Source organism: Kitasatospora sp. NPDC048239 (genome assembly GCF_043202015.1).
GTDB lineage: Bacteria > Actinomycetota > Actinomycetes > Streptomycetales > Streptomycetaceae > Kitasatospora.
Genome location: NZ_JBICZP010000012.1, coordinates 203,144 through 223,509, shown reverse-complemented (window position 1 = coordinate 223,509; position 20,366 = coordinate 203,144). Strand labels below are relative to the sequence as shown.

At 75.3% G+C, this 20,366-nt stretch carries 10 protein-coding genes; 3 read left to right on the top strand and 7 right to left on the bottom strand.

What is annotated here, in order from left to right:
- Nucleotides 1-6: 6 nt before the first annotated feature.
- From ACGFZP_RS28535 to ACGFZP_RS28525, 3 genes are all read left to right on the top strand, one after another.
- Nucleotides 7-10,065 carry an amino acid adenylation domain-containing protein gene (locus ACGFZP_RS28535; protein WP_392938574.1) on the top strand — a complete coding sequence of 3,353 codons (10,059 nt, stop codon included), beginning with the start codon at nt 7-9 and terminating at the stop codon, nt 10,063-10,065.
- 177 nt (nt 10,066-10,242) lie between these two features.
- On the top strand, nt 10,243-11,694 hold the full coding sequence (locus ACGFZP_RS28530; protein WP_392938571.1) for an MFS transporter: 1,452 nt from the start codon (nt 10,243-10,245) through the stop codon (nt 11,692-11,694).
- A gap of 26 nt (nt 11,695-11,720) precedes the next feature.
- Nucleotides 11,721-12,572 (top strand): class I SAM-dependent methyltransferase, encoded by an 852-nt coding sequence (locus tag ACGFZP_RS28525; protein ID WP_392938570.1) that lies wholly within the window; start codon nt 11,721-11,723, stop codon nt 12,570-12,572.
- Between the two features lie 19 nt (nt 12,573-12,591).
- Here the strand turns inward: ACGFZP_RS28525 and ACGFZP_RS28520 are convergent, their stop codons facing one another.
- From ACGFZP_RS28520 to ACGFZP_RS28490, 7 genes are read right to left on the bottom strand one after another with little or no spacing between them, the layout of a single operon-like run.
- Nucleotides 12,592-13,383, bottom strand: a complete 792-nt coding sequence (locus ACGFZP_RS28520) for a DUF3050 domain-containing protein (RefSeq protein WP_392938567.1) — start codon at nt 13,381-13,383, stop codon at nt 12,592-12,594.
- Nucleotides 13,384-13,406: 23 nt separating this feature from the next.
- Nucleotides 13,407-14,366 carry an alpha-ketoacid dehydrogenase subunit beta gene (locus tag ACGFZP_RS28515; protein WP_392938565.1) on the bottom strand — a complete coding sequence of 320 codons (960 nt, stop codon included), beginning with the start codon at nt 14,364-14,366 and terminating at the stop codon, nt 13,407-13,409.
- A complete protein-coding gene (locus ACGFZP_RS28510) occupies nt 14,363-15,451 on the bottom strand; it encodes a thiamine pyrophosphate-dependent dehydrogenase E1 component subunit alpha (protein WP_392938563.1) in 1,089 nt (362 codons plus the stop codon). Before ACGFZP_RS28510 ends, ACGFZP_RS28515 begins: the two co-directional genes overlap by 4 nt.
- Entirely contained in the window at nt 15,448-16,362 is a 915-nt protein-coding gene (locus tag ACGFZP_RS28505; protein ID WP_392938560.1) for a phytanoyl-CoA dioxygenase family protein, read from the bottom strand. Before ACGFZP_RS28505 ends, ACGFZP_RS28510 begins: the two co-directional genes overlap by 4 nt.
- A 27-nt stretch (nt 16,363-16,389) precedes the next feature.
- Entirely contained in the window at nt 16,390-17,373 is a 984-nt protein-coding gene (hppD, locus tag ACGFZP_RS28500) for a 4-hydroxyphenylpyruvate dioxygenase (RefSeq protein WP_392938558.1), read from the bottom strand.
- A gap of 41 nt (nt 17,374-17,414) precedes the next feature.
- The gene (locus tag ACGFZP_RS28495; RefSeq protein ID WP_392938556.1) at nt 17,415-18,674 is read right to left on the bottom strand and encodes a beta-ketoacyl-[acyl-carrier-protein] synthase family protein; all 1,260 of its coding nucleotides are present in this window, start codon (nt 18,672-18,674) and stop codon (nt 17,415-17,417) included.
- Nucleotides 18,671-20,290 carry a class I adenylate-forming enzyme family protein gene (locus ACGFZP_RS28490; RefSeq protein ID WP_392938553.1) on the bottom strand — a complete coding sequence of 540 codons (1,620 nt, stop codon included), beginning with the start codon at nt 20,288-20,290 and terminating at the stop codon, nt 18,671-18,673. The genes ACGFZP_RS28495 and ACGFZP_RS28490 overlap by 4 nt, the downstream gene beginning before the upstream one ends.
- Between the last annotated feature and the right edge of the window lie 76 nt (nt 20,291-20,366).

Below are 20,366 nucleotides of genomic sequence, written 5' to 3'. Positions count from 1 at the left end.
GGACGGATGACCCAGCAGGACGAGCGCACACCGCAGCGGCCGGAACCCGCGATCTGCCACGGGCCGGACGTGCTCCGGGCGGCGGACGAACCGGCCACCCTGGCCGCCGTACTGGCCCGGGCGGCCGCCGACCGGCCGGACCAGGGCGTCGTGGTGATCGACGCGGCCGGCCAGGCCACCCGGATGCCCTACCCGGACCTGCTCGCCCAGGCCCGTACGGTCCTCGCCGGACTGCGCCGCGGCGGCTGCCGGCCCGGTGACGTGCTCGTCCTGTACGGCCTCGAACTCGCCGACTACTTCCCGGCGTTCTGGGCCTGCGTGCTCGGCGGGATCGTCCCGCTGCCGGTCGACGTGCGCCGCGACGCCTCGGCCCGGCAGCGCTCGGTGGAACGGCTCGCGGGCGCCTGCTCGCTGCTCGACGGCCCCCGCGTGCTGACCGACGCCGCCGGCACCGCCGACCTGGCGGGACACCCGGAGGGCGCTGCGCTGGAGGCACTGGACATCGCCGACTGCCGCGCGGGCGGCGGCGAGCACGGCCAGGACGGCCAAGAGGGTCAGGACGGTCAGGACGGCGAGCACGGCCAGGACGGCCAGGGGGAGTTCGTCCCCGCCGGGAGCGACCCGGCCCTGCTGATGCTCTCCTCCGGCAGCACCGGTCTGCCCAAGGTCATCCCGCTCACCCACGAGGCGCTGCTGGACTTCCTCCCCGGCAGCCGGCAGGCGCTCGGCTGGGGCGAGGACGACTCCACCCTCAGCTGGCTGCCCGTCGACGCCAGCGCCGCGCTGCTGCTCTACCACGTACTGCCGGTCTACCTGGGCAGCGACAACGTGCAGGTCCCGACCGAGCTGGTGCTCGCCGAGCCGCTGCGCTGGTTCGACCTGGTCACCGAGCACCGCTCCCGGCACACCTGGGCGCCGTCCTTCGGCTTCCGCATGGTCTGGTCCGCACTCCAGGACGCCCCCGCCCCCGACTGGGACCTCGCCCACGTCCGCACCCTGGTCAGCGGCGGCGAGCAGATCCCCCCGCGGGTGGTGGACGGCTTCCTCGCCGCCACCGCCCCCTACGGCGTCGACCCCGACTGCTTCGTGCCCTGCTGGGGCATGACCGAGACCACCACGGCGATCAGCTGGAGCCGCTACCGGGCCCCCGGCAGCCTGCACCGGCTGCGCACCGACAGCCTCGGCGGCGCCACCGTCGCCGCCGGCGCGGACGTGCCGGACGAACTGTGCACCACCTTCGTCGCCGTCGGCGCCCCCGCCCCCGGCGCCGGCCTGCGGGTGGTCGACGAGGACGGCGCGGTGGTGCCGGTGGGGACGGTCGGGCGCCTGCAGGTCCGCTCGATCCGCAACACCCCCGGCTACCTCGCCAACCCCGAGGCCAACGCGAAGACCTTCGTCGACGTCGGCGAGGAGCTGCCCTGGCTGGACACCGGGGACCTGGCGTTCATCCGGGACGGCCAGGCCGTGATGATCGGCCGCCAGAAGGACATCGTCATCATCAACGGCGAGAACCACCCCTGCCACGCCGTCGAGACGGTGGTCGAGTCCGTGCCGGGCGTGGCCGCCGGCGGCGCGGCGGCCTGCGGGGTGCCGGACGAGGAGCTCGGCAGCGAGACCCTCGCCCTGTTCTTCGCCCCCACGGGCGACCGGCCGGTGGAGGAGACCCGGGCCGAGATCGGCCGCGTGGTGCTGCGCAGGCTCGGACTGTTCCCCCGGCACGTCGTGCCGCTGGCCGCCGAGGACTTCCCCAGGACCTCCAGCGGCAAGGTCCGCCGCGGCGAACTGGTGAAGCTGCTCGCGCCGGCGCCGGCCCCCGCGCCCGACGCGGAGCAGGACGCCCCGCGTGGCGGCGGGCTGGGCGGGGCGGAACTGCGCGTCCTGCTGCGCGCCGAGGTGGCGGCCCTGTCCGGCACCCGGGTCGACCGGGACGGCGGTGACGACCGGGCCCCCTTCTACGAGCTCGGCCTCGGCTCGGTCACCATGGTCCGGCTGCACCGCGCCCTCGCTCTGCGGTTCGGCGCCGAACTGGCCGTCTCCGCGCTCTTCGAGCACCCCTCGATCGCCGAACTCGCCGACCACCTCGGCTCCCTGGGGGTGCGGGAGGTCAGGAAGCCCCGGCCGGAGTCGGAGCCGGTGCCGGTGCCGGTGCCGGAGCCTGTCGTCCAAGCCGATGTCCCGGTGCCGGTGTCGATCCCGGTCGAGGTCCCGGTGCCAGCACCTGTGCCTGTGCCTGTGGCCGTGGACGCGCCGATCGCCGTGATCGGCCTGGGCCTGCGCTTCCCCGGCGCCGAAACGCCCGAGGAGTACTGGGAGAACCTCCGCACCGGCCGCGACTGCCTCACCGCCTTCACCCCGGCCGACCTCCAGGCCGCCGGACTCTCCGAGGCGCAACGTGCCGCACCCGACCGGGTGCCGGTCGGCGGCGTCCTGACCGGCGTCGACACGTTCGACCCCGGCTTCTTCGGCATGAGCCCGCGCGAGGCCGAACTCACCCACCCCGCCCACCGGTTGTTCCTGCAGACCAGCTACCACGCGCTGGAGACGGCCGGCTACGCGAACCCCGCCCCCGGCCTGCGGATCGGCGTCTACGCGGGCGAGGGAGCCAATCTGACGGGCTATCAGTCCGACAGCTCCGCACCCGACCCGGACCTCGCCGACGGCATGCAGGCCGCCCTCGGCAGCCTGCCCGACTACCTGGCCTCCCGGGTCTCCTACCGGCTCGGCCTCTCCGGGCCCGCGATCGGCATCCGCACCGCCTGCTCCACCTCCCTGGTCGCCGTGCACCTCGCCGTCCAGGCGCTGCGCAACGGCGAGGCCGACCTCGCGCTGGCCGGCGCGGCCGCCCTCCAGCTGCCGCAGGGCGCCGGCTACCGCTACCACCCGGAGTCCGTCCTCTCGCCCACTGGCGGCTGCCGCCCCTTCGACGCGGCCGCCGACGGCACCGTCGGCGGCAACGGCATCGGCGTGGTGCTGCTCAAGCCCCTCGACCGGGCGCTCGCCGACGGCGACCCCGTCCTCGCCGTCATCACCGGCACGGCCGTCAACAACGACGGCGCCCGCAAGGTCGGCTTCACCGCCCCCAGCGTGCAGGGCCAGGTCGACGTGGTCCGCGAGGCTCTGCGCCGGGCCGGCGTGCGCGGCGAGGACCTCAGCTACGTCGAGGCCCACGGGACGGGCACGCCGATCGGCGACCCGGTCGAGTTCAAGGCCCTGAGCCTGGGCCTCGGCTCACCGGACGGCCCGGAGGGTTTCTGCGCCGTCGGCTCGGCGAAGGCCGCCATCGGCCACCTCGACAGCTGTGCCGGCATGGCCGGGCTGATCAAGGTGGTGCTGATGCTCCAGCACCGCGAGCTCGTACCGACCCGCAACCTGAACCGCCCCAATCCCGAACTCTCCCTGAACGGAAGTCCGTTGACCCTGGCGACCAAGCACGGCCCGATGCCGCAGGCGCCCGGCGGCTCGCCGGTGCTGCGGGCCGGCGTCAACGCGCTGGGCGTCGGCGGCACCAACGCCTTCGCCGTCCTGGAGGAGGCCCCGCCGCGCCCGGCCGCCACCGCGGCGGCGGCCGGGGGCGCCCGCCTCGTCCCGCTGAGCGGGCGCGACGAGGCGGCGGTGCGCGAACTGGCCGCCGAACTCGCCGACCGGCTGCGCCGCGACCCGGACACGGCCGTGGCGGATGTCGCCGCAAGCCTGGCCACCCGGCCGGGGCTGGCCGTGCGGGCCGCCGTCGTCGGCAGCGACACCGACGAACTCGCCCGCGAACTGGACCGGTTGGCCTCCGGAGCCGAGCCCGACGCGGCCACCGCGTTCCGGCTGGGCACTCCCCGCCCGGGCACCCCGGAGGCGGCCGCCTTCGCGTACAGCGGGCAGGGCTCGGCGTCCCGGGGCATGGCGAGTGAGCTGTACCCGGCGCTGCCGGTGGTCCGGGACGTCCTCGACCGCTGCGAACAGGCCTACCGGGAGGCCGTCGGCACCCCCGGCCTGCTGGCCGCGCTGCTGGACTCCGGCCGGTCGGGCGAACCGCTGGCCACCGGCCTCGCCCAGCCCGCGCTGTTCGCACTCCAGGCGGCGCTGACCGCCCAGTGGCGCGCCTGGGGGATCGAGCCCGGCCAGGTCCTCGGCCACAGCCTCGGCGAGCTCTCCGCACTCTGCGCGGCCGGCGCGCTCTCCCTGGAGGACGGGATCCGGCTGACCGCACGGCGCGGCGAGCTGATGGAGACGGCGATGGCGGAGGGCGGAATGCTCTCGCTGCGCACCGACCCGGCCATCGCCGAGCGGGTCGCGCGGGAGAGCGGACTGGAGATCGCCGCCCGCAACGGCGCCGGGACCTTCGTGCTCTCCGGCACCCCGCTGGCCCTGCGGACGGCGGAGGAACTGCTCGACGGGATGGGGATCGAGGCGCGCCGGCTGCCGGTCGACCGCGCCTTCCACAGCGGGATGCTGGACGTCGTCCTGCAGCCGCTGGCGCAGGCCGTCGAGGCCTGCGTGCTGGCCCCGCTGCGGGTGCCGCTGATCACCGCCGCGGACGGCATGGCACTGCCGGCCGGCGAGGTGCCGCCCGCCGACTACCTGGTGCGCCAGGCCCGCCGCCCGGTCCGCTTCGACCTGGCGCTGGCCGCGCTGCACGCGACCGGCTGCGAGACGGTGGTGGAGATCGGCCCCCGCGAGGAGCTGACGCTGCTCGGCCGGCGGGCCGTGCCCGACCTCGCCTGGACCGCCTCCCAGCTGCGCGACGGCGGTCAGTCGGCGGCGCTGCAGCTGGCCGCGGGCGAGCTGTACTGCGCCGGGTTCGCGCTGGACTGGGACCGGCTGACGGATGGCGGGCACCGGGTGCCGCTGCCCGGGTACCCGTTCCGGCGGACCGTCCTCGGGCGGCGGGTGCCGTCCGGCGGTGGGGGCCCGGCGGCGGGTGCGCTCCCGGCGAGTGCGATCCCGGCGAGTGCGGTACCGGTGCGTGCGGTACCGGTGGCCGGCGGGGCTCCGGCTGCGGCGCCGCGGGCGGTCGGGGCGGCGGACGGTCTGCTCGACCTGGTCCGCTCGCTGACGGCGGAGCGGTTCGGCCTCGCGCCCGGGCTGCTCGATGTGGACGAGACCTTCATCGCCCTTGGTGGCGACTCACTGTCGCTGGTGGGGCTGGCCCGGCGACTCGACCGGGAGTGCGGGGTGCGGGTGCCGATGCGGGCGTTCTTCGACGAGGCGGACACTCCGCGCAGGCTGGCGGGCCTGCTGGGCGCGCAGGGGGCCGACGGCCCGGTGGCTGCGGCTCCGGCTCCGGCTCCGGAGGTTGGGCCGGTCCAGGCGGCTGCCCCGGCCCCCGTTCAGACCCCGGCCCCGGCGCCGGTTCAGGCCTCGGCGGCTGCCGGGGTGGCCGACTCCGCGGTCAGCCCGTCGCCGACCGGGACCATGGCGGCCGCGCCCGCCCCGGCACCGGCCGCGCCCGCCCCGGCACCGGCCGCGCCCGCCCCGGCACCGTCCGAGCCCGCCCCGGCACCGGCCGACGCCGTGCCGACGGCCGCTGCACCGCCGACGGCCGTTCCCGGCAGCGAGCTGGCGCAGCTGTGCGCCTCACAGCTGCGGGTCGCGGAGGACATGATGGCCAAGGTCACCGGCCTGATGACGCGCCAGCTGGACTTGTGGGGCGATGTGAACGGCGCTGGTCCGACCACCCCCGCCTCCGCACCCGCCGCCGCGGTCGGTGGCGCAGCGGCCGCTGCGGTACCGAGGCCGACGACTGCGGCCCCCGTACCCGCCGCCCCGCCGGTCCCGGCGCCCGCGCCGGTACCCGCCGCCAGGTCGATACCCGCGCCCACCCCGGTCGCAGCCGCTCCTGCTCCCGCGCCCGTGCCCGCGAGCCGGCCCCCGGCCGGCCGGGCCGCCTGCGACTACAGCCTCTACTTCTTCGGCGACTACCCCGACCAGTCCGCGACCGACAAGTACGGCCACGTCCTCGCGGCCGCCGAGTTCGCCGACCGCAGCGGCCTCCACGCCGTCTGGCTGCCGGAACGCCACTTCGACTCCTTCGGCGGGATCTTCCCCAACCCGTCCGTCCTCGCGGCGGCCGTGGCGGCCCGCACCACCCGGATCAGGATCCACGCCGGCTCCGTGGTGCTGCCGCTGCACGACCCGATCCGGGTCGCCGAGGAGTGGTCCGTGGTGGACAACCTCTCGCACGGGCGGGCCGGGCTCTGTGTCGCGTCCGGCTGGCACGCCAACGACTTCGTCCTGGCCCCCGGGAACTACGGCCGGCACCGCGAGCTCATGTACGAGCAGCTCGGCACCGTCCGCCGGCTCTGGGCCGGTGAGCAGGTGGCCGCGGTCTCCGGCACCGGGGCCAAGGTCGAGGTGGGCCTCTTCCCCCGGCCGGTGCAGCCGCAGCCGCCGCTGTTCGTCGCGGTGGTCGCCAACCCCGACAGCTACCGCCGCGCCGCCGAGAACGACCTGGGCGTGGTCACCAACCTGATGACCCAGAGCGTGGCCGACCTCGCGGCGAACATCGCGCTCTACCGCCGCACCCGGGCCGAGTGCGGCCTGGACCCGGCGGCCGGGCGGGTGGTCGTGCTGATGCACACCTACCTGGGCGCCGACCGGGAGCAGGCGCGCCGGGAGGCCGCCGGGCCGTTCCGGTCCTACCTGCGCTCCTCGCTCTCGCTGCTCGGCGGCTTCGCCGAGAGCCTGGGCCTGGGTACCGAGCTGGAGAAGGCGGACCCGGAGGACGTCGACTTCCTGCTCGACCGGGCGTTCCACCGCTACTGCGAGGACCGCGCCCTGATCGGCAGCCCGGACAGCGCCCGGCCCGTCGCCGAGGCGGTGGTCGCGGCCGGCGCCGACGAGATCGCCTGCTTTGTGGACTTCGGCGTGCCCGGCGAGCAGCTGCTGGCCGCGCTGCCCCTGGTCACCGAGCTCCGCGACGCCCACCGGCCGGTACCCCGATCGCAGCCGCAGGCGGCCCCGGCCACGCCCGCCGCCCCGGCCACGCCCGCCGTCCAGGTCGCCCCTGCCACGCCCGCCCAGCGCCGGCTCTGGCTGGTCGACCGGATGTACCCGGGGCGCACCGACTACCACGAGCCGAAGGGCATCGTGCTGACCGGTCCGCTGGACCTCACCGCCCTGCACGGCGCGCTGGACCGGGTCGCCGCCCGCCACCCGCAGCTGCGCACGGTGTTCCACGAGGCCGACGGCGGGCTCCGCCAGGTCGTCCTGCCCCCCGCCCCGCTGCCCTGCCCGGTCACCGACCTCACCGGCACGCCCGTGGAGGAGGCGCTCGCCGCCCTGGTCGACGCCGAGCGGGACACCGTCCTGGACCTGGCCACCGGTCCGCTGGTGCGGCTGCGCCTGGCCCGGCTCGGCCCGGACCGGCACGTGCTGTTCCTGCTCGCGCACCACATCGTCTTCGACTCGCTCTCCACCCAGGTCTTCTGCCTCGACCTTGCCGCGTACTACCGCGCCTGGCCCGCGCTGCCCACCGACCTGCCGGAGCTCGGCGACCCGCCGGCCGCACCGGCCGGACCGGCCGCACGCAGCCTGGAGTTCTGGACCGGGGAGCTGGCCGGCGCGCCCGTCCTCGCCCTGCCCGCCGACCGCCCGGCGGCAGCCGCCGCCGCAACGAGCCGCGGCCGCAGCCTCGTCCACGACTACGACGCCGAACTCACCGACCACGTCGCGCGGTTCGCCCGCTCCGCCGGGGCGACGCCGTTCATGGTGCTGCTCGCCGCACTGGGCGCCGTCCTCGGACGGCTGAGCGGCCAGGACGACTTCATGCTCGGCACCGCGGTCGCCAACCGGCCCGAGGGCGCCGAGGACCACATCGGCATGTTCATCGACACCGTCGTCCTGCGGATGGACCTCTCCGGAGACCCGGGCTTCGACGAACTCGTCCGACGGGTCCGCGAACGCAGCACCCGCGCCTACGAGCACCAGGACGTGGCGTTCGACGAACTCGTGGACGCCCTCAACCCCGAACGCGTCCCCGGCGCCAACCCGCTGTTCGGCGTGATGGTCGAGTACGAGAACCACACCCCGCTGGAGTTCGACCCGCCGCGGATCGGCGTCGAACTGGTCGACCTGCCCAGCGACCGGGCGCCGTTCGACCTGACCTTCTACCTCACCCGGCACGCGGCCGGACTGCGCTGCGCGGTCGAGTACAACGCCGCGCGGTTCGAGGAGTCCACCGTCCGGCGGATCCTCGACTACCTGGAGCAGGTACTGCGCCAGGCCGGCCCCGCAGCGCTCTCCGAGCTCACCGCCCTGACCGGCGGCGACCGGGCGGCGGTCGAGGCCCGGCACGGCGAGCCCACCGGGACCTCCCCGGACTGCCTGCACCAGCTGGTCGAGCGGCAGGCCGACGCCACGCCCGACGCCCCGGCCCTGCTGGGCGACGACATCGCCGTCAGCTACCGGGAGCTGGACCGCGCCGCCAACCGGCTCGCACACGCCCTGGCGGCCCGGGGCGCCGGTCCGGGCCGCATCGTCGGGGTCGGCCTGCCCGCCGGCGCCGACCTGGTCACCGCGCTGCTCGCCGTCCTCAAGACCGGCGCGGCCTACCTCCCGCTGGACCGCTCGCTGCCCGCCGAACGGGTCGCCGACTGCCTCGCCGACAGCGGCGCCGTCCTACTGCTCACCGACCGCCGGGAGACGGCGGACGTCCCCGTCCTCCTGCTCGACGACGCCCGCGACGGGCTCCCCGACACCCGGCCCGATCCGGCCGTCGGCCCGGACGACCCGGCGTACTGCATCTACACCTCCGGCTCCACCGGCCGGCCCAAGGGCGTCCTGGTGCCCCACCGCGGCCCGGTCAACCTGGTCCGCTGGCAGCTGCGGACCGGCCCGGCGCTGCGCACCCTCCAGTGGACCTCCACCGGGTTCGACGTCAGCGTGCAGGAGATCTTCGCGACCCTGGCCGCCGGCGCCACCCTCGTCCTCGTCCCCGAGGCGCTGCGCGGCGACCCGGCCGAGCTTGCCGCCGCGATGCGCCGCCACCGGGTCGAACGGCTGCACATGGCCGGCACCCCGTTCAAGTACCTGGTGGAGCACGGCCTTTCCGTACCGACCCTGCGCGAGGTCCGGCTCGCGGGGGAGCAGCTGGTCGCCACCCCGGCACTGCGCCGCTTCCTCGCCGCCCACCCCGAGGCGCGGTTGTTCAACGAGTACGGCCCGACCGAGGCCTCGGTGATCGCCCTCTCGCACCTGGTCACCGACCTGGACGAGGCACGGATCCCGATCGGGCGGCCGGTGGACAACGTCCGGGTGCACGTCCTGGACCGCGCGGGCCGGCCCGTTCCGGTCGGCGCCACCGGCGAACTCGCCCTGGCCGGACCAGGGCTGGCCACCGGCTACCTCGGGGACGAGGCGCGGACGGCGGAGCGCTTCCCGGCCGGCCCGGCCGGCCCCGACGAGCGGGTCTACCTGACCGGCGACCTCGTGCGGCTGCGCGCCGACGGCACGCTGGAGTACCTGGGCCGGACCGACGAGCAGGTGAAGATCCGCGGCCACCGGGTGGAGCCCGGCGAGGTGCAGTGGGCGCTCGGGCGGCTGCCCGGGGTCCGCGACGCCGCCGTACTCGCCCGCCGGGACGCGGACGGCGAGGCCCAGCTGGTCGCCTACGTGGTCGCGCCCGAGGCGGACGGCGGCGCCGAGTGGAGCGCCGCGCTGCGCACCGGCCTCGCCGCGACACTGCCGCCCTATCTGGTCCCGGACCACTGGGTGCGGCTGGACCGGCTGCCGGTCAACGCCAGCGGCAAGCTGCGGGCACAGGACCTGCCGGATCCGGTGGGGAGGCCGGGCGCACTCCCGGCCCAGGTGCCGGACACGGCCGCGGCCGCCACGGCCGGGGACACCCCCGCCACCCCGGCGGAGCAGGCCCTGCACCTGATGTGGTGCGCCGAACTGCGGCTGGAATCCGTACCGTTGGACCGCTCCTTCTTCGACCTCGGCGGCAACTCGCTGAAGGCCGTGCGGATCCTCAGCCGGATCCGGGACCGGTTCGGCTACCAGTACCCGCTGGGCGAGTTCATGCGCGAACCCACCGTCCGGGCCGTGGCGCGCGCGGTGGCCGAGCGGACCGCCTGACCGCCGCACCGCCGCACCCGAACCACCCGCCCTGAAGCCGCCCGAGGCCGCCCGAGGCCGCCCGAGGCCGCTCGAAGCCGCTGGAAGCCGCCCGTTGGGAGCCCCCGCCCGCCCCGTCCCGGCGGGCGGGGGCCCGGCACCGTCCACCCGCCCCACGACCAAGGGAGGTCCACCCCCGTGCGACCCACCGCAGCAGGATCCGCCCGAACCGGCGAGCCGCCCGCCCCGCCCGGCGCCGCCGGGGGTCGACGCGCCGCCGTGCCCGCGCTCGCGCTGGGCGGGTTCACCGCGGCACTGGTCAACACCGTGCCGATCCCACTGCTGCCCTCCCTCCCGCAGCTGCTGCACACCTCGCCGGCCAACGCCGCCTGGACCGTCACGGCGACGCTGCTGGTCGCCGCCGTCTGCACCCCGGTCAGCGGTCGGCTGGGCGACATGCTGGGCAAACGCCGGGTGCTGCTCTGGTGCCTGGCGCTGATGGTCGCCGGATCGATGCTGTGCGCGGTCGCCGACTCGATCTCCGTCCTGATCGCCGGCCGCGCCCTCCAGGGCTGCGGCGCCGGGGCACTGCCACTGGGCCTGAGCATCATGCGCGACGAAGTCCCGCGCGAACGCCTCGGCCGGGCCCTCGCGGTGATGAGCTCCACCGTCGGCGTCGGCTCCACCATCGGCTTCCCGTTCTCCGCATTCCTCTCCCAACACGCCGACTGGCACGTGCTGTTCTGGGCGGTCGCCGCCCTAGGCGCGGGCAACCTGCTGCTCGCCGCGCGCTACATCCCCGCCACCGGGGTGCGCTTCGGCGGACGCTTCGACTGGCCGGGCGCGGCCGGACTCTGCGTCGCCCTGGTCTGCCTGCTGCTCGCCCTGTCCAAGGGGCGCGGCTGGGGCTGGACCAGCGGGCCGACGCTCGGGGCGCTCGCCCTCGGAGTGGCCGCGGCGCTCTGGTGGGTCCGCTTCGAACTGCGCACCGCACAGCCGCTGGTGGACCTGCGCACCTCGGCGAGCCGCCCGGTGCTGGCGACCAACGCGGCGACGCTGCTGGTCGGCTTCGCGATGTTCGTGATCTCCCTGGTGCTGCCGCACATCCTCCAGGCCCCGCCGAGCACCGGCTACGGCGCGGGCTTCTCGATGGTGGAGACCGGGCTCCTGCAGTCCGTCGCCGGCGTGGTGATGATGGCCGTCGCGCTGCTCTCCCCGGCGGTGTCCACCCGGTGGGGCGCCCGGGCCACGCTCGTCCTCGGCGCCCTGGTGATCGCGGTCGGCTACGCGACCGGCATCCCGCTGCTCGGCGGCGGCTGGTGGCTGTCGGTCCTGGCCGTGATCGTCGGCGCCGGCCTGGCGCTGGCCTTCGCCGCGATGCCCGCGCTGATCGTCGCCGCCACCCCGCACTCCCAGACGGCGGCCGCCAACGGCCTGAACACCCTGGTCCGTTCGATCGGCGCCTCGGTGGCCAGCGCGGTCGTGAGCGCCGTACTGGCCGCACTGACCACCACCGCCTCGGCGGCGGACGGCGGCGCAGTCCACCCGTCCGCCGCCGGGCTGCGGATCGCGTTGATCGCCGCCGTGCTGGCGGGGCTCGGCGCGGCGCTGGCCGCCCTGTTCGTCCCCAAGCCCGTCAAGTCCGAGTAGCCGTACGATCCCTGAGGGGGAGCCGAGTGAACACGCCCGACGAGTGGGCGAAGCGGGCCCGGAGCTATGGCCCGGCGGCGTCGCTGTACGAGGTGGCCCGGCCGTCCTACCCGGAGCCCGCGATCCGGGAGATCGTCTCCCGACTGCCCGGGCCGACCCTGGTCGAACCCGGTGCGGGTACCGGCAAGGCGACCCGCCTGTTCGCCGCCCGGGGTGTCCAGGTCACCTGCGTGGAGCCGGACCTGGGCATGGCGACGGTGCTGCTGCGCGCGAACGCCGACGCCGGGGTGCGCGGCGTCGGCGTCCACGTCGAGTCCTTCGAGGACTGGCGCCCGCCGTACCGCAGTTCGGGCCTGGTCTGCGCCCAGGCCTGGCACTGGTTCGACCAGGAGCGGTGCTGGGCCAAGGCCGCCGAGACGGTCGCACCGGGCGGCCTGCTCGCGCTGCTCTGGAACGTCGAGCGGTGGGACGTCGAGCAGTGGGGCGAGACGCCCGCCCGGTCGGTGATCGAGCGGGTCTTCGCCCGGCACGGGCAGGAGGCCCGGGACGACGGAGGCCTCGGCCCGGCGGTCTGGCCGACCGAGCCGACGGCGCGGCGGCACGGGTTCCAGGAGCTCGAACTGCTCACCTACGACTGGGAGCAGGACTGGGAGGCGGCGGATTTCGCGGCCTACCGCGCCACCACCTCCCAGCTGCTGGTGCTCCCGGACGGGGTCCGCGACGACCTGGTGAAGGACCTGGAGAGCGCCCTGCTCCGGGAGCTCGGCGGGTCCTTCACCCTGCCCTGGCGGACCTACCTCTTCCTGGCCCGGCGGAGCGCGGCGGACAGCACCGCTGCGGCGGCGGGGCCGCAGCGGTGCGATCCGGAAAGGGGCTAGGACGGGGGGGGGGGGGGGGCTAGGCCGGGAAGGCCTCCTCGATCGCCGTCCAGAGCCGGACCCGGGCCTGCAGGGCGGTGCGGACGGTCTCGGCGCAGGCATCCCACTTGGCCTGGTCGTCGCCGTTGAGGTCGATCAGCATCTGCATGGCCATCGGGGTGTGCTGCTCGCCGTCCACCTCGATGTGCCGGGCGAGGTAGTCCTTGAAGACGGTCAGCACACCCTCCGGGTCGTCGATCTTGATGACCTGGGCGAACATGTCCGGGATCAGGTCCTCGCGGCCGAACGCGAAGGCGGCGGCGCGGCAGTGCACCGGCGCGTTCTCGATGATCTCCCAGGTGGTGGTGGTGAAGTCGACGGCGGCCTGCGGCACCCCGGCGGCCTTCAGCGCCTGCGGCACCGGCGTGCCGGAGCGCAGCAGCTCCAGGAAGTCCTCGACGGGCCCGGGGTCGGTGCCGGCCTGGCGCATGCCCTCGACGTACAGCTCGAAGTGGCTGGTGAAGCCCTCGCCGAGCTCGTCGCTCTCCTCGACCAGCACGATCTCGTTGATCAGCCGCCGGCTGGCGGTCGGACCGTTCGGGACCCAGGGCACGTCGACGCTGGTGAGCTCGCGCTGGAGGCTCTTCAGCAGCGACATGAAGTCCCAGACGGCGAAGACGTGGCTGTCCAGGAAGGTGCGGACCCGCTCGATGCTGTTCAGGCCGCCGTAGACGGTGTGGCCGACGACCTCGCGGCGCAGCGGATCGATGGCCTGCTGGAGACTGGACAGGCCCGGGTGCGAACGGTCCCAGTGGTAGCGGTTGGTGGACATGGGCGGACTCCTCGGGGGATCGGCTACTTCATGACGGTGTGGAGGGCGTGCCGCAGCTGCTCGCGGCCCGGCTGCAGGGCCCGGTCGAGCTGTGGGGCGAAGGGCAGGACGGTGCCGTCCGGGCGGGTGATCCGCCGGGGCGGGGCGATCAGGCGCATCTGCTCGGCGGCGGTGGCCAGCACCTCGCCGCCGATGCCGCAGCTGCGGTTGGAGTCGTCGATGACGACCAGCCGGCCGGTGCGCTCCAGCGAGGCGGCGAGCGCCTCCCAGTCGAAGGGGTGGAGCGTGCGCGGGTCGAGGACCTCCACGGAGATCTCGTCGGCGACCTCCTGGGCGACCGCGAGCGCGTCGTGCACCAGGTGGCCGACGGCCACGACGGTGACGTCCGTCCCCTCCCGGTGCACCCGGGCCGAGCCCAGCGGGATCGGCGCCAACTCCCAGGTGACGGTCTCCCGGACGGGCAGGGCGGCGGCCGGGGCGAACACCACGACCGGGTCCGGGTCGCGGATGGCCGACCGCATCAGCCCGTAGGCGTCGGTGGGGGTGGCGGGCACCACCGTCTTGATCCCGGCGTGCGCGAACAGGCTGTACGGGTGGTCGGAGTGCTGGCCCGCCCAGCCGTCGCGGGAGCCGGATCCGGGCACCAGGCAGGTCAGCGGCACACCGGCCTGGCCGCCGGTCATCAGCGAGAACTTGTGTGCCTGGTTGACGAGTTGCTCGAAGACCAGGAACAGCAGCGAGGGGATCTGGAACTCCAGCACCGGTCGCCGGCCGGACAGCGCCGCACCGATCGCCATCGAGGTGAAGGCCTGCTCGGACAGCGGGGTGTCGACCACCCGCCCCGGGCCGAAGCGGTCCAGCAGCCCGAGCGTCGGACCGGCCATGCCGGCCCCGATGTCCTCGCCGAACACGCAGACCGCCGGGTCCTCGGCGAGTTCGTCGGCCAGCGCCCGGTTGAGGGCCTTGGTGTACGAGAGCCTCATCCCGAAGCCCCCGCCCTGGGCCGCAGCCCGTCGGCGTACAGGTGGTCCAACGCGCCTTCCGGGTCCGGGTGTTCGGAGGCGAGCGCGAACCGCTCGGCCGCCGCCAGCTCGGCCGCGACCTCCTCGTCCAGGGCGGCCCGGCGCGCCTCGCCGATGAGTGCGGCGGCGCGCGGCAGCGGGTCGCGGGTCCGCCAGGCGTCGACCTCCTCGGCGGCGCGGTAGTGCAGCTTCATCCGGTGCTCCATGGTGTGGTGGGCCTCGAACCGGTACGTCCGGCACTCCAGGAAGCCCGGTCCGCCGCCCGAGCGCGCCCGCTCGACGGCCTCCGCGGCGGCCGCGCGGACGGCCTCGGTGTCCATTCCGTCGACCTCGACGGCGGGGATCCCGAAGGCCTGGGCCCGGCCTAGGGCGCTGCCCGCCACCGCGGTGGCGGCGGGCAGCGTGGTGGCGTAGCCGTTGTTCTCGCAGACGAAGACCACCGGCAGCCGCCACATCGCGGCGAGGTTGAACGCCTCCAGCAGCACGCCCTGGTTGAGCGCGCCGTCGCCGAAGAACGCGACCGCCACCCGGCCGTCGCCGGCCTGCTGGGCGGCCCAGGCGGCGCCGACCGCGATCGGTGCCCCGGCGCCGACCATGCCGTTGGCGCCCAGGATGCCCAGGGAGAGATCGGCGGCGTGCATCGAGCCGCCCCGCCCCCGGTTCAACCCGTCGACCCGCCCGGCGAGTTCGGCGAGCAGCCGGTGCGGGTCGACGCCCCGGGCGAGGACGTGGCCGTGGCCGCGGTGGGTGCTGGTGAGCCGGTCGCCCGGGCCCAGTGCGGCGCAGACGCCGACGGCGACGGCCTCCTGGCCGATGTACGGGTGGACGCCGCCGATGATCACCTTGGCGCGGACCAGGTCGAGCGCCAGCTCCTCGAAGCCGCGGATCAGCCGGAGCATCCGGTAGCGCTGTTCGGGCGTGCCGAGCGGCGCGGTCACGGCGCTGCCCGCCGTGACGGCGCCGTCGGTCGTTTCGGTACCGCCGGCCGGGTGGGTACCGTCGGCCGGCCCCGAACTCCGGTCGGTGGCCGGGTGGTCGATCGTCACAGCGCTCCCCGCCACACGGCCGGGCAGATGTCCGGGTCGGCGTAGTCGGGCCGGCCGTCGGCGGTGCGCCGGACCACCACGTCGTGGTTGTAGACGACCGTCCCGCCGTCCGCCCGGGTGTGGTGGCGGTACTCGTTGCCGCCGTCCTGCAGGTGCAGGGAGACGGCGCGGCGCGGGGCGTCCGAGAGGTTGGCGCCGCTGCCGTGGTAGGTGCGGCAGTGGTGGAAGCTGACGTGCCCGCGCGGGATCACCATCGGGACCTTGCGCACCTCCTGCCCGTTGAAGCGGGCGTTCTCGGCGAGGATCCCCTCCAGCTCGGAGCGGTCGCGCTGGGCGAAATGCCGGGTGGAGTCCTCACCGGAGTCCAGCTCCCGCCAGCGGTGGCTGCCGTCGATCATGGTGATGGTGCCGTTCTCCTCGCCGCAGTCGTGGAAGGGGAGGAAGGCGGTGAGCATCCGGTCGGAGCTGGAGGTCTGCCAGTAGTGCTTGTCGAAGTGCCAGGGCACCTGGTTGGTGGGCTCCTCGGGCACCGGCGGCTTGAAGATCAGCGTGGCCTGGAAGACCCGGATCTCCTCGGCCTCGGCGAGCAGCGCGGCGACGGCGCCCAGCAGCGGCTTGCGCAGGATCGCGCCGATCGCGTCGCTCTCGTAGTGGACGTAGTCGTTGTGCCGCTGGATCGGGCCGTGCGAGGGCTCCCAGGAGGCGAGGTTGGGCGGCCGCACGGCGAGGGTGCGGTCGCGGTGGCCCTCGTAGTACTTCTCGGTGGCGGCCTGGAGGGTGTCCAGCTCCTCGTCGCTGAAGAGCCGGCGGGAGAGGTACCAGCCGTGCTCCAGGTAGCCGGCCACCTCCTCGGGGGTGGGCAGCAGGGCGCGTTCGGCGTCGGTGAGGTGGAACTCGGGTGCGGTCGTCATGGCGGGGCGGTCTCCTCGGGGGGTGGGTCAGACGGACGCGGTGGAGCTCTGCCGCTCGACGGCCTCGTACAGGGCCTTGATGTTGGCGGTGCCGAAGGTGCCCGCGCCCTGGCGCTCGATCAGCTCCAGGAAGTACGTCCGTCGGGGGTGGGTCGAGCGGACGAAGATCTGGAACAGCTGTCCGCCGTGGTCCTGGTCCACCAGCACGTCCAGCTCGCGCAGGGTGTCGACCGGGATGGCGGTCGCCCCGAGCCGCTCGGCGAGGGCGTCGTAGTAGGCGCCGGGGGTGCTCAGGAACTCGACGCCGGCCGCGCGGGCCGTGCGGACGGCGGTGGCGATGTCCTCCGTGCGGAACGCCAGGTGCTGGACGCCGGCGCCCTCGTTGGCGTCCAGGAAGGTGTCGATCTGGCCGGGCTGGCGGGTGGTGTCGGGCTCGATCAGGGTGAAGGTGACCTCGCCGGAGGCGCTCTGCACCACGCTGGAGTCCATGGCCTGCGCGCCGACCTCGATGTACTCGCCGAAGATCCGGTGGAAGCCGAGCGCGGCCTCGCAGAACTTGACGGCGGGGGCGAGCTCGCCGGCGGGCACGCAGATCGCGGCGTGGTCGAGGGCCTCCAGCAGGCCGACGGGCGCGGCCTGGGCCGGGGCGTCGGGGACGAACCGCAGGGCCACGTCGCCGAAGCCGGCGACCAGGCCGCCGGCCCGGTCCAGGACCCGGGCGCCGTGCCGCTCGGCGCGCTCCAGCGAGGCCTGCGGGTCGGTGCAGCCGAGCGCGATCACGGCCACTCCGTCGCCGTGCCGCGCCACGAAGCGGGCCACCGGGTGGGCGGGGTCCTCGGCCGAGGAGACGTGGATCCGGATCGTGCCCTGGTGCAGCCGGACGGTGCGTATCCCGGGCTGGGGCGGGGCCTGGTCGTCATGCAGGAAGCCGTAGTCCGAGCAGAGCCCGGCGGCGGTCAGGTCGGCGTCGGCGCAGTGGTACTCGACATGGGTGATGGACTGGACGGACATCGGTTCTCCCCGGGCGTGAGGCAAGGGCGGTTTGCGGAGCGCTACTTGGCGGCACGGGTGGACGCCGGGCCGAAGATCAGGCTGAGGTTGTGGCCGCCGAAGGCGAAGGCGTTGCTCAGGGCGGCGCCCGGCGCCGCGGTGCGCGCGGCGCCCCGGACGTGGTCGAGCGCGCACGCCGGGTCGGGGTCGGTGAGGTTCACGGTCGGCGGCAGCGTCCCGCGGGCCACCGCGAGTGCCGTCACGGCGGCCTCCAACGCCCCTGCGGCGCCCAGCAGGTGGCCGGTCGCGCCCTTGGTGGAGCTGACCGCGGGCCCCTGCTCGCCGAAGACGGCCCGCAGGGCCGCCGTCTCGGCGATGTCGCCGAGCTTGGTGCCGGTGCCGTGCGCGTTGACGTAGCCGATGTCGGCGGGCGACAGGCCGGCGTTGGCGATGGCGGCGCGCATCGCGTCGGCGGCGCCCTCGCCGTCCGGGCGCGGCATGGTCGGGTGGTGGGCGTCGGTGGAGGCGCCCCAGCCGGTCAGGTCGGCGTACCCGGCGGCGCCGCGGGCGTCCGCGTGCTCGGCGCGCTCCAGCACCAGGACGGCGCTGCCCTCGCCGAGCACGAAGCCGGTGCGGCGGGCGTCGAACGGCCGGCTGGCCTGCTCCGGGTCCTCCCAACCGTGCGACAGGGCACGGGCGTTGGTGAAGGCGGCGGCGATCGTCGGGTGCAGCGAGGACTCACTGCCGCCGCACACCACCACGTCGGCGTCCCCGGCGCGGATCAGCCGCAGGCCCTCGGCGACGGCCTGGGCGCCGGCCGCACAGGCCGTCACGATCGCCGAACTGTAGCCCCGGATCCCGTGCTTGATGGCGATCCGGGCGGTGGCCATGTTGGAGAGCATGCCGGGCAGCAGGTACGGGCTGACCCCGGGCCGGCCGCGCTCCAGGCGCCGGTGCGACTGCTGCTCGAAGGTCTCCAGGCCGCCGCCGCCGGTGGCCAGGACGACGGCGGTGCGGTGGGCGTCGACGTCCCGGCCGACGACCAGTCCGGCGTCGGCGAGCGCGTCGTCGGCGGCGGCGAGGGCGAGCAGGACGAAGCGGTCCACACAGCGGGTCTCGGTGGGCGGCAGCACCTCGCGGCCCTCCACCGCGGGGGCGATGCCGGCGGCGGTGAGCCAGCCGTGCGCGGCGTGGCCCTCCGGTACGGCGGTGATGCCGCTCCGGCCGGTGGTGAGCGCCTCGAAGACCTCGGAGGGCTTGCGGCCGAGGGGCGTGACCAGGCCGAGGCCGGTGATGGTGGCGGCCGGGCGGGGGGCGCTCATCGGCCCGCCGCCGAGTCCAGGTAGCGCTGGCGCAGCAGCACCTTGCGGACCTTGCCGGTCGGGCCGAGCGGGATGTCCTCGCCGGAGACCACCAGGACCTTGCGGACGGTCGCCGCGCTGTGCTCGTCGAGCGCCGCCGTCACCTCCTTGGTGCGGTCCGTCTCCGGGTCGGCGCCGGCGGCCAGGAGGAGCAGCACGTCGGTGACGACCCGGTCGCCGTCGCGGACGGCGACGACGGTGCAGTCCGCGACGTCCGGGCAGCCGGCCAGTACGCGCTCCTCCGACATCGCGGTGAACAGCCGCTTGCCGTCGCCGAGTTCGACGGAGTCGACGGCCCGGTCGACGTGGTAGTAGTAGCCCTCCTCGTCCCGGTACATCAGGTCGCCGGTGAGGAACCGCCCGCGGATCCGGGTGCGGAAGGTGGTGGCCGAGTCGTTCCAGTAGCCGAGTGCCAGGGTGGGGGAGGTGGTGGCGAGTTCGCCGACCTCGCCGGGGCCGAGCGGCTCGCCGTCCGGGCCGACCACCTCGCAGTCGACGAAGGCGTGCGGGCGGCCGACGCAGCGGCCGTAGCGCTCGGTGCCGGGGCCGTGCGTGATGAAGAAGTGCGAGTGGCCCATCTCGGTGGAGCCGAGGCCGTCCACGAACAGCGATCCGGGCGCCCGGACCCGGCCTTCGCGGGTGACGGTCTCCCGGCTGCCGGCGGCGATCAGGTGGCGGATGTGCACCTCGTGCGCGCAGTCGCCGGTGTTCCACCAGAGTGCGACCGAGTCCGTCCGGCGTGCGCTCAGGTCGTGGTGGGCGAGCTCGGCCCAGGTCGCGGCGAAGCCGATGACGCCGCTGGGCTCCCAGCGCTCGATCGCGTCCAGCACGCCCGAACCCGACTGCCTTGAGAGCAGGGCGATTCGGGTGTGCGAGCTGAGCGCCAGGTTGACCGCGATCAGCGTGGCGGCGTGCGGGGCGGGCAGTGCGCTGAGCATCCGGTCCTGGCCCTGCGGGCGGGGCATCCGAAGGCGGTGGCGGATCGCCGCGTACAGGCTCGCGTGCGAGTGGACCACGGCCTTGGGCAGACCGGTGGTGCCGGAGGAGTGGGTGATCGCGACCGGGTCGCCGGACCAGTGCCGGTAGGGCGCGGGAGCGGCGTCGGGGTCGCCCGCGCCGAGGGTGGAGATCTCGGGCAGGTGGGGGGTGCCGGTGTCGTGGCCGGCCAGCGCGGCCAGGTGCGGGGCGTCGGCGAGGATGCCGACGGCGCCGAGGCGGTGGATGTAGCGGGCGGCCCGCTCACCGTCCACGTTGGGGTTGAGCAGGGCGGGGATCGCGCCGAGCCGGGCGAGTGCGAGGAAGGCCAGCACGTGGTCGGCGGCGTCGCTCGTGTAGACCACCACCGGGTCGCGGCGGGTCACTCCGAGGGCGTGCAGCGCGGCGGCCCGGGCCCGGACGGCGCGGTCGAGCTCGCGCAGGGTGAAGGGCTGCCAGGCGGCGTGGTCGTCCACCGCGGTGTCGAAGGTCAGCAGCGGCTCGTCCAGGCCGAGGCCGAGGGCCAGCCGGCTGGTCAGGACGTTGCCGGCGCCGACGTCCGGGTCGTCCGCCAGAAGGGTGCGGATACTGCGGATGCTCACGGTGGTGGATCCCTCCCATGGTGCGGGGCGTGCTGCGGCGGGCCGGCGTGTGGGGCCGCTCGCTCGGTGGTGGCGG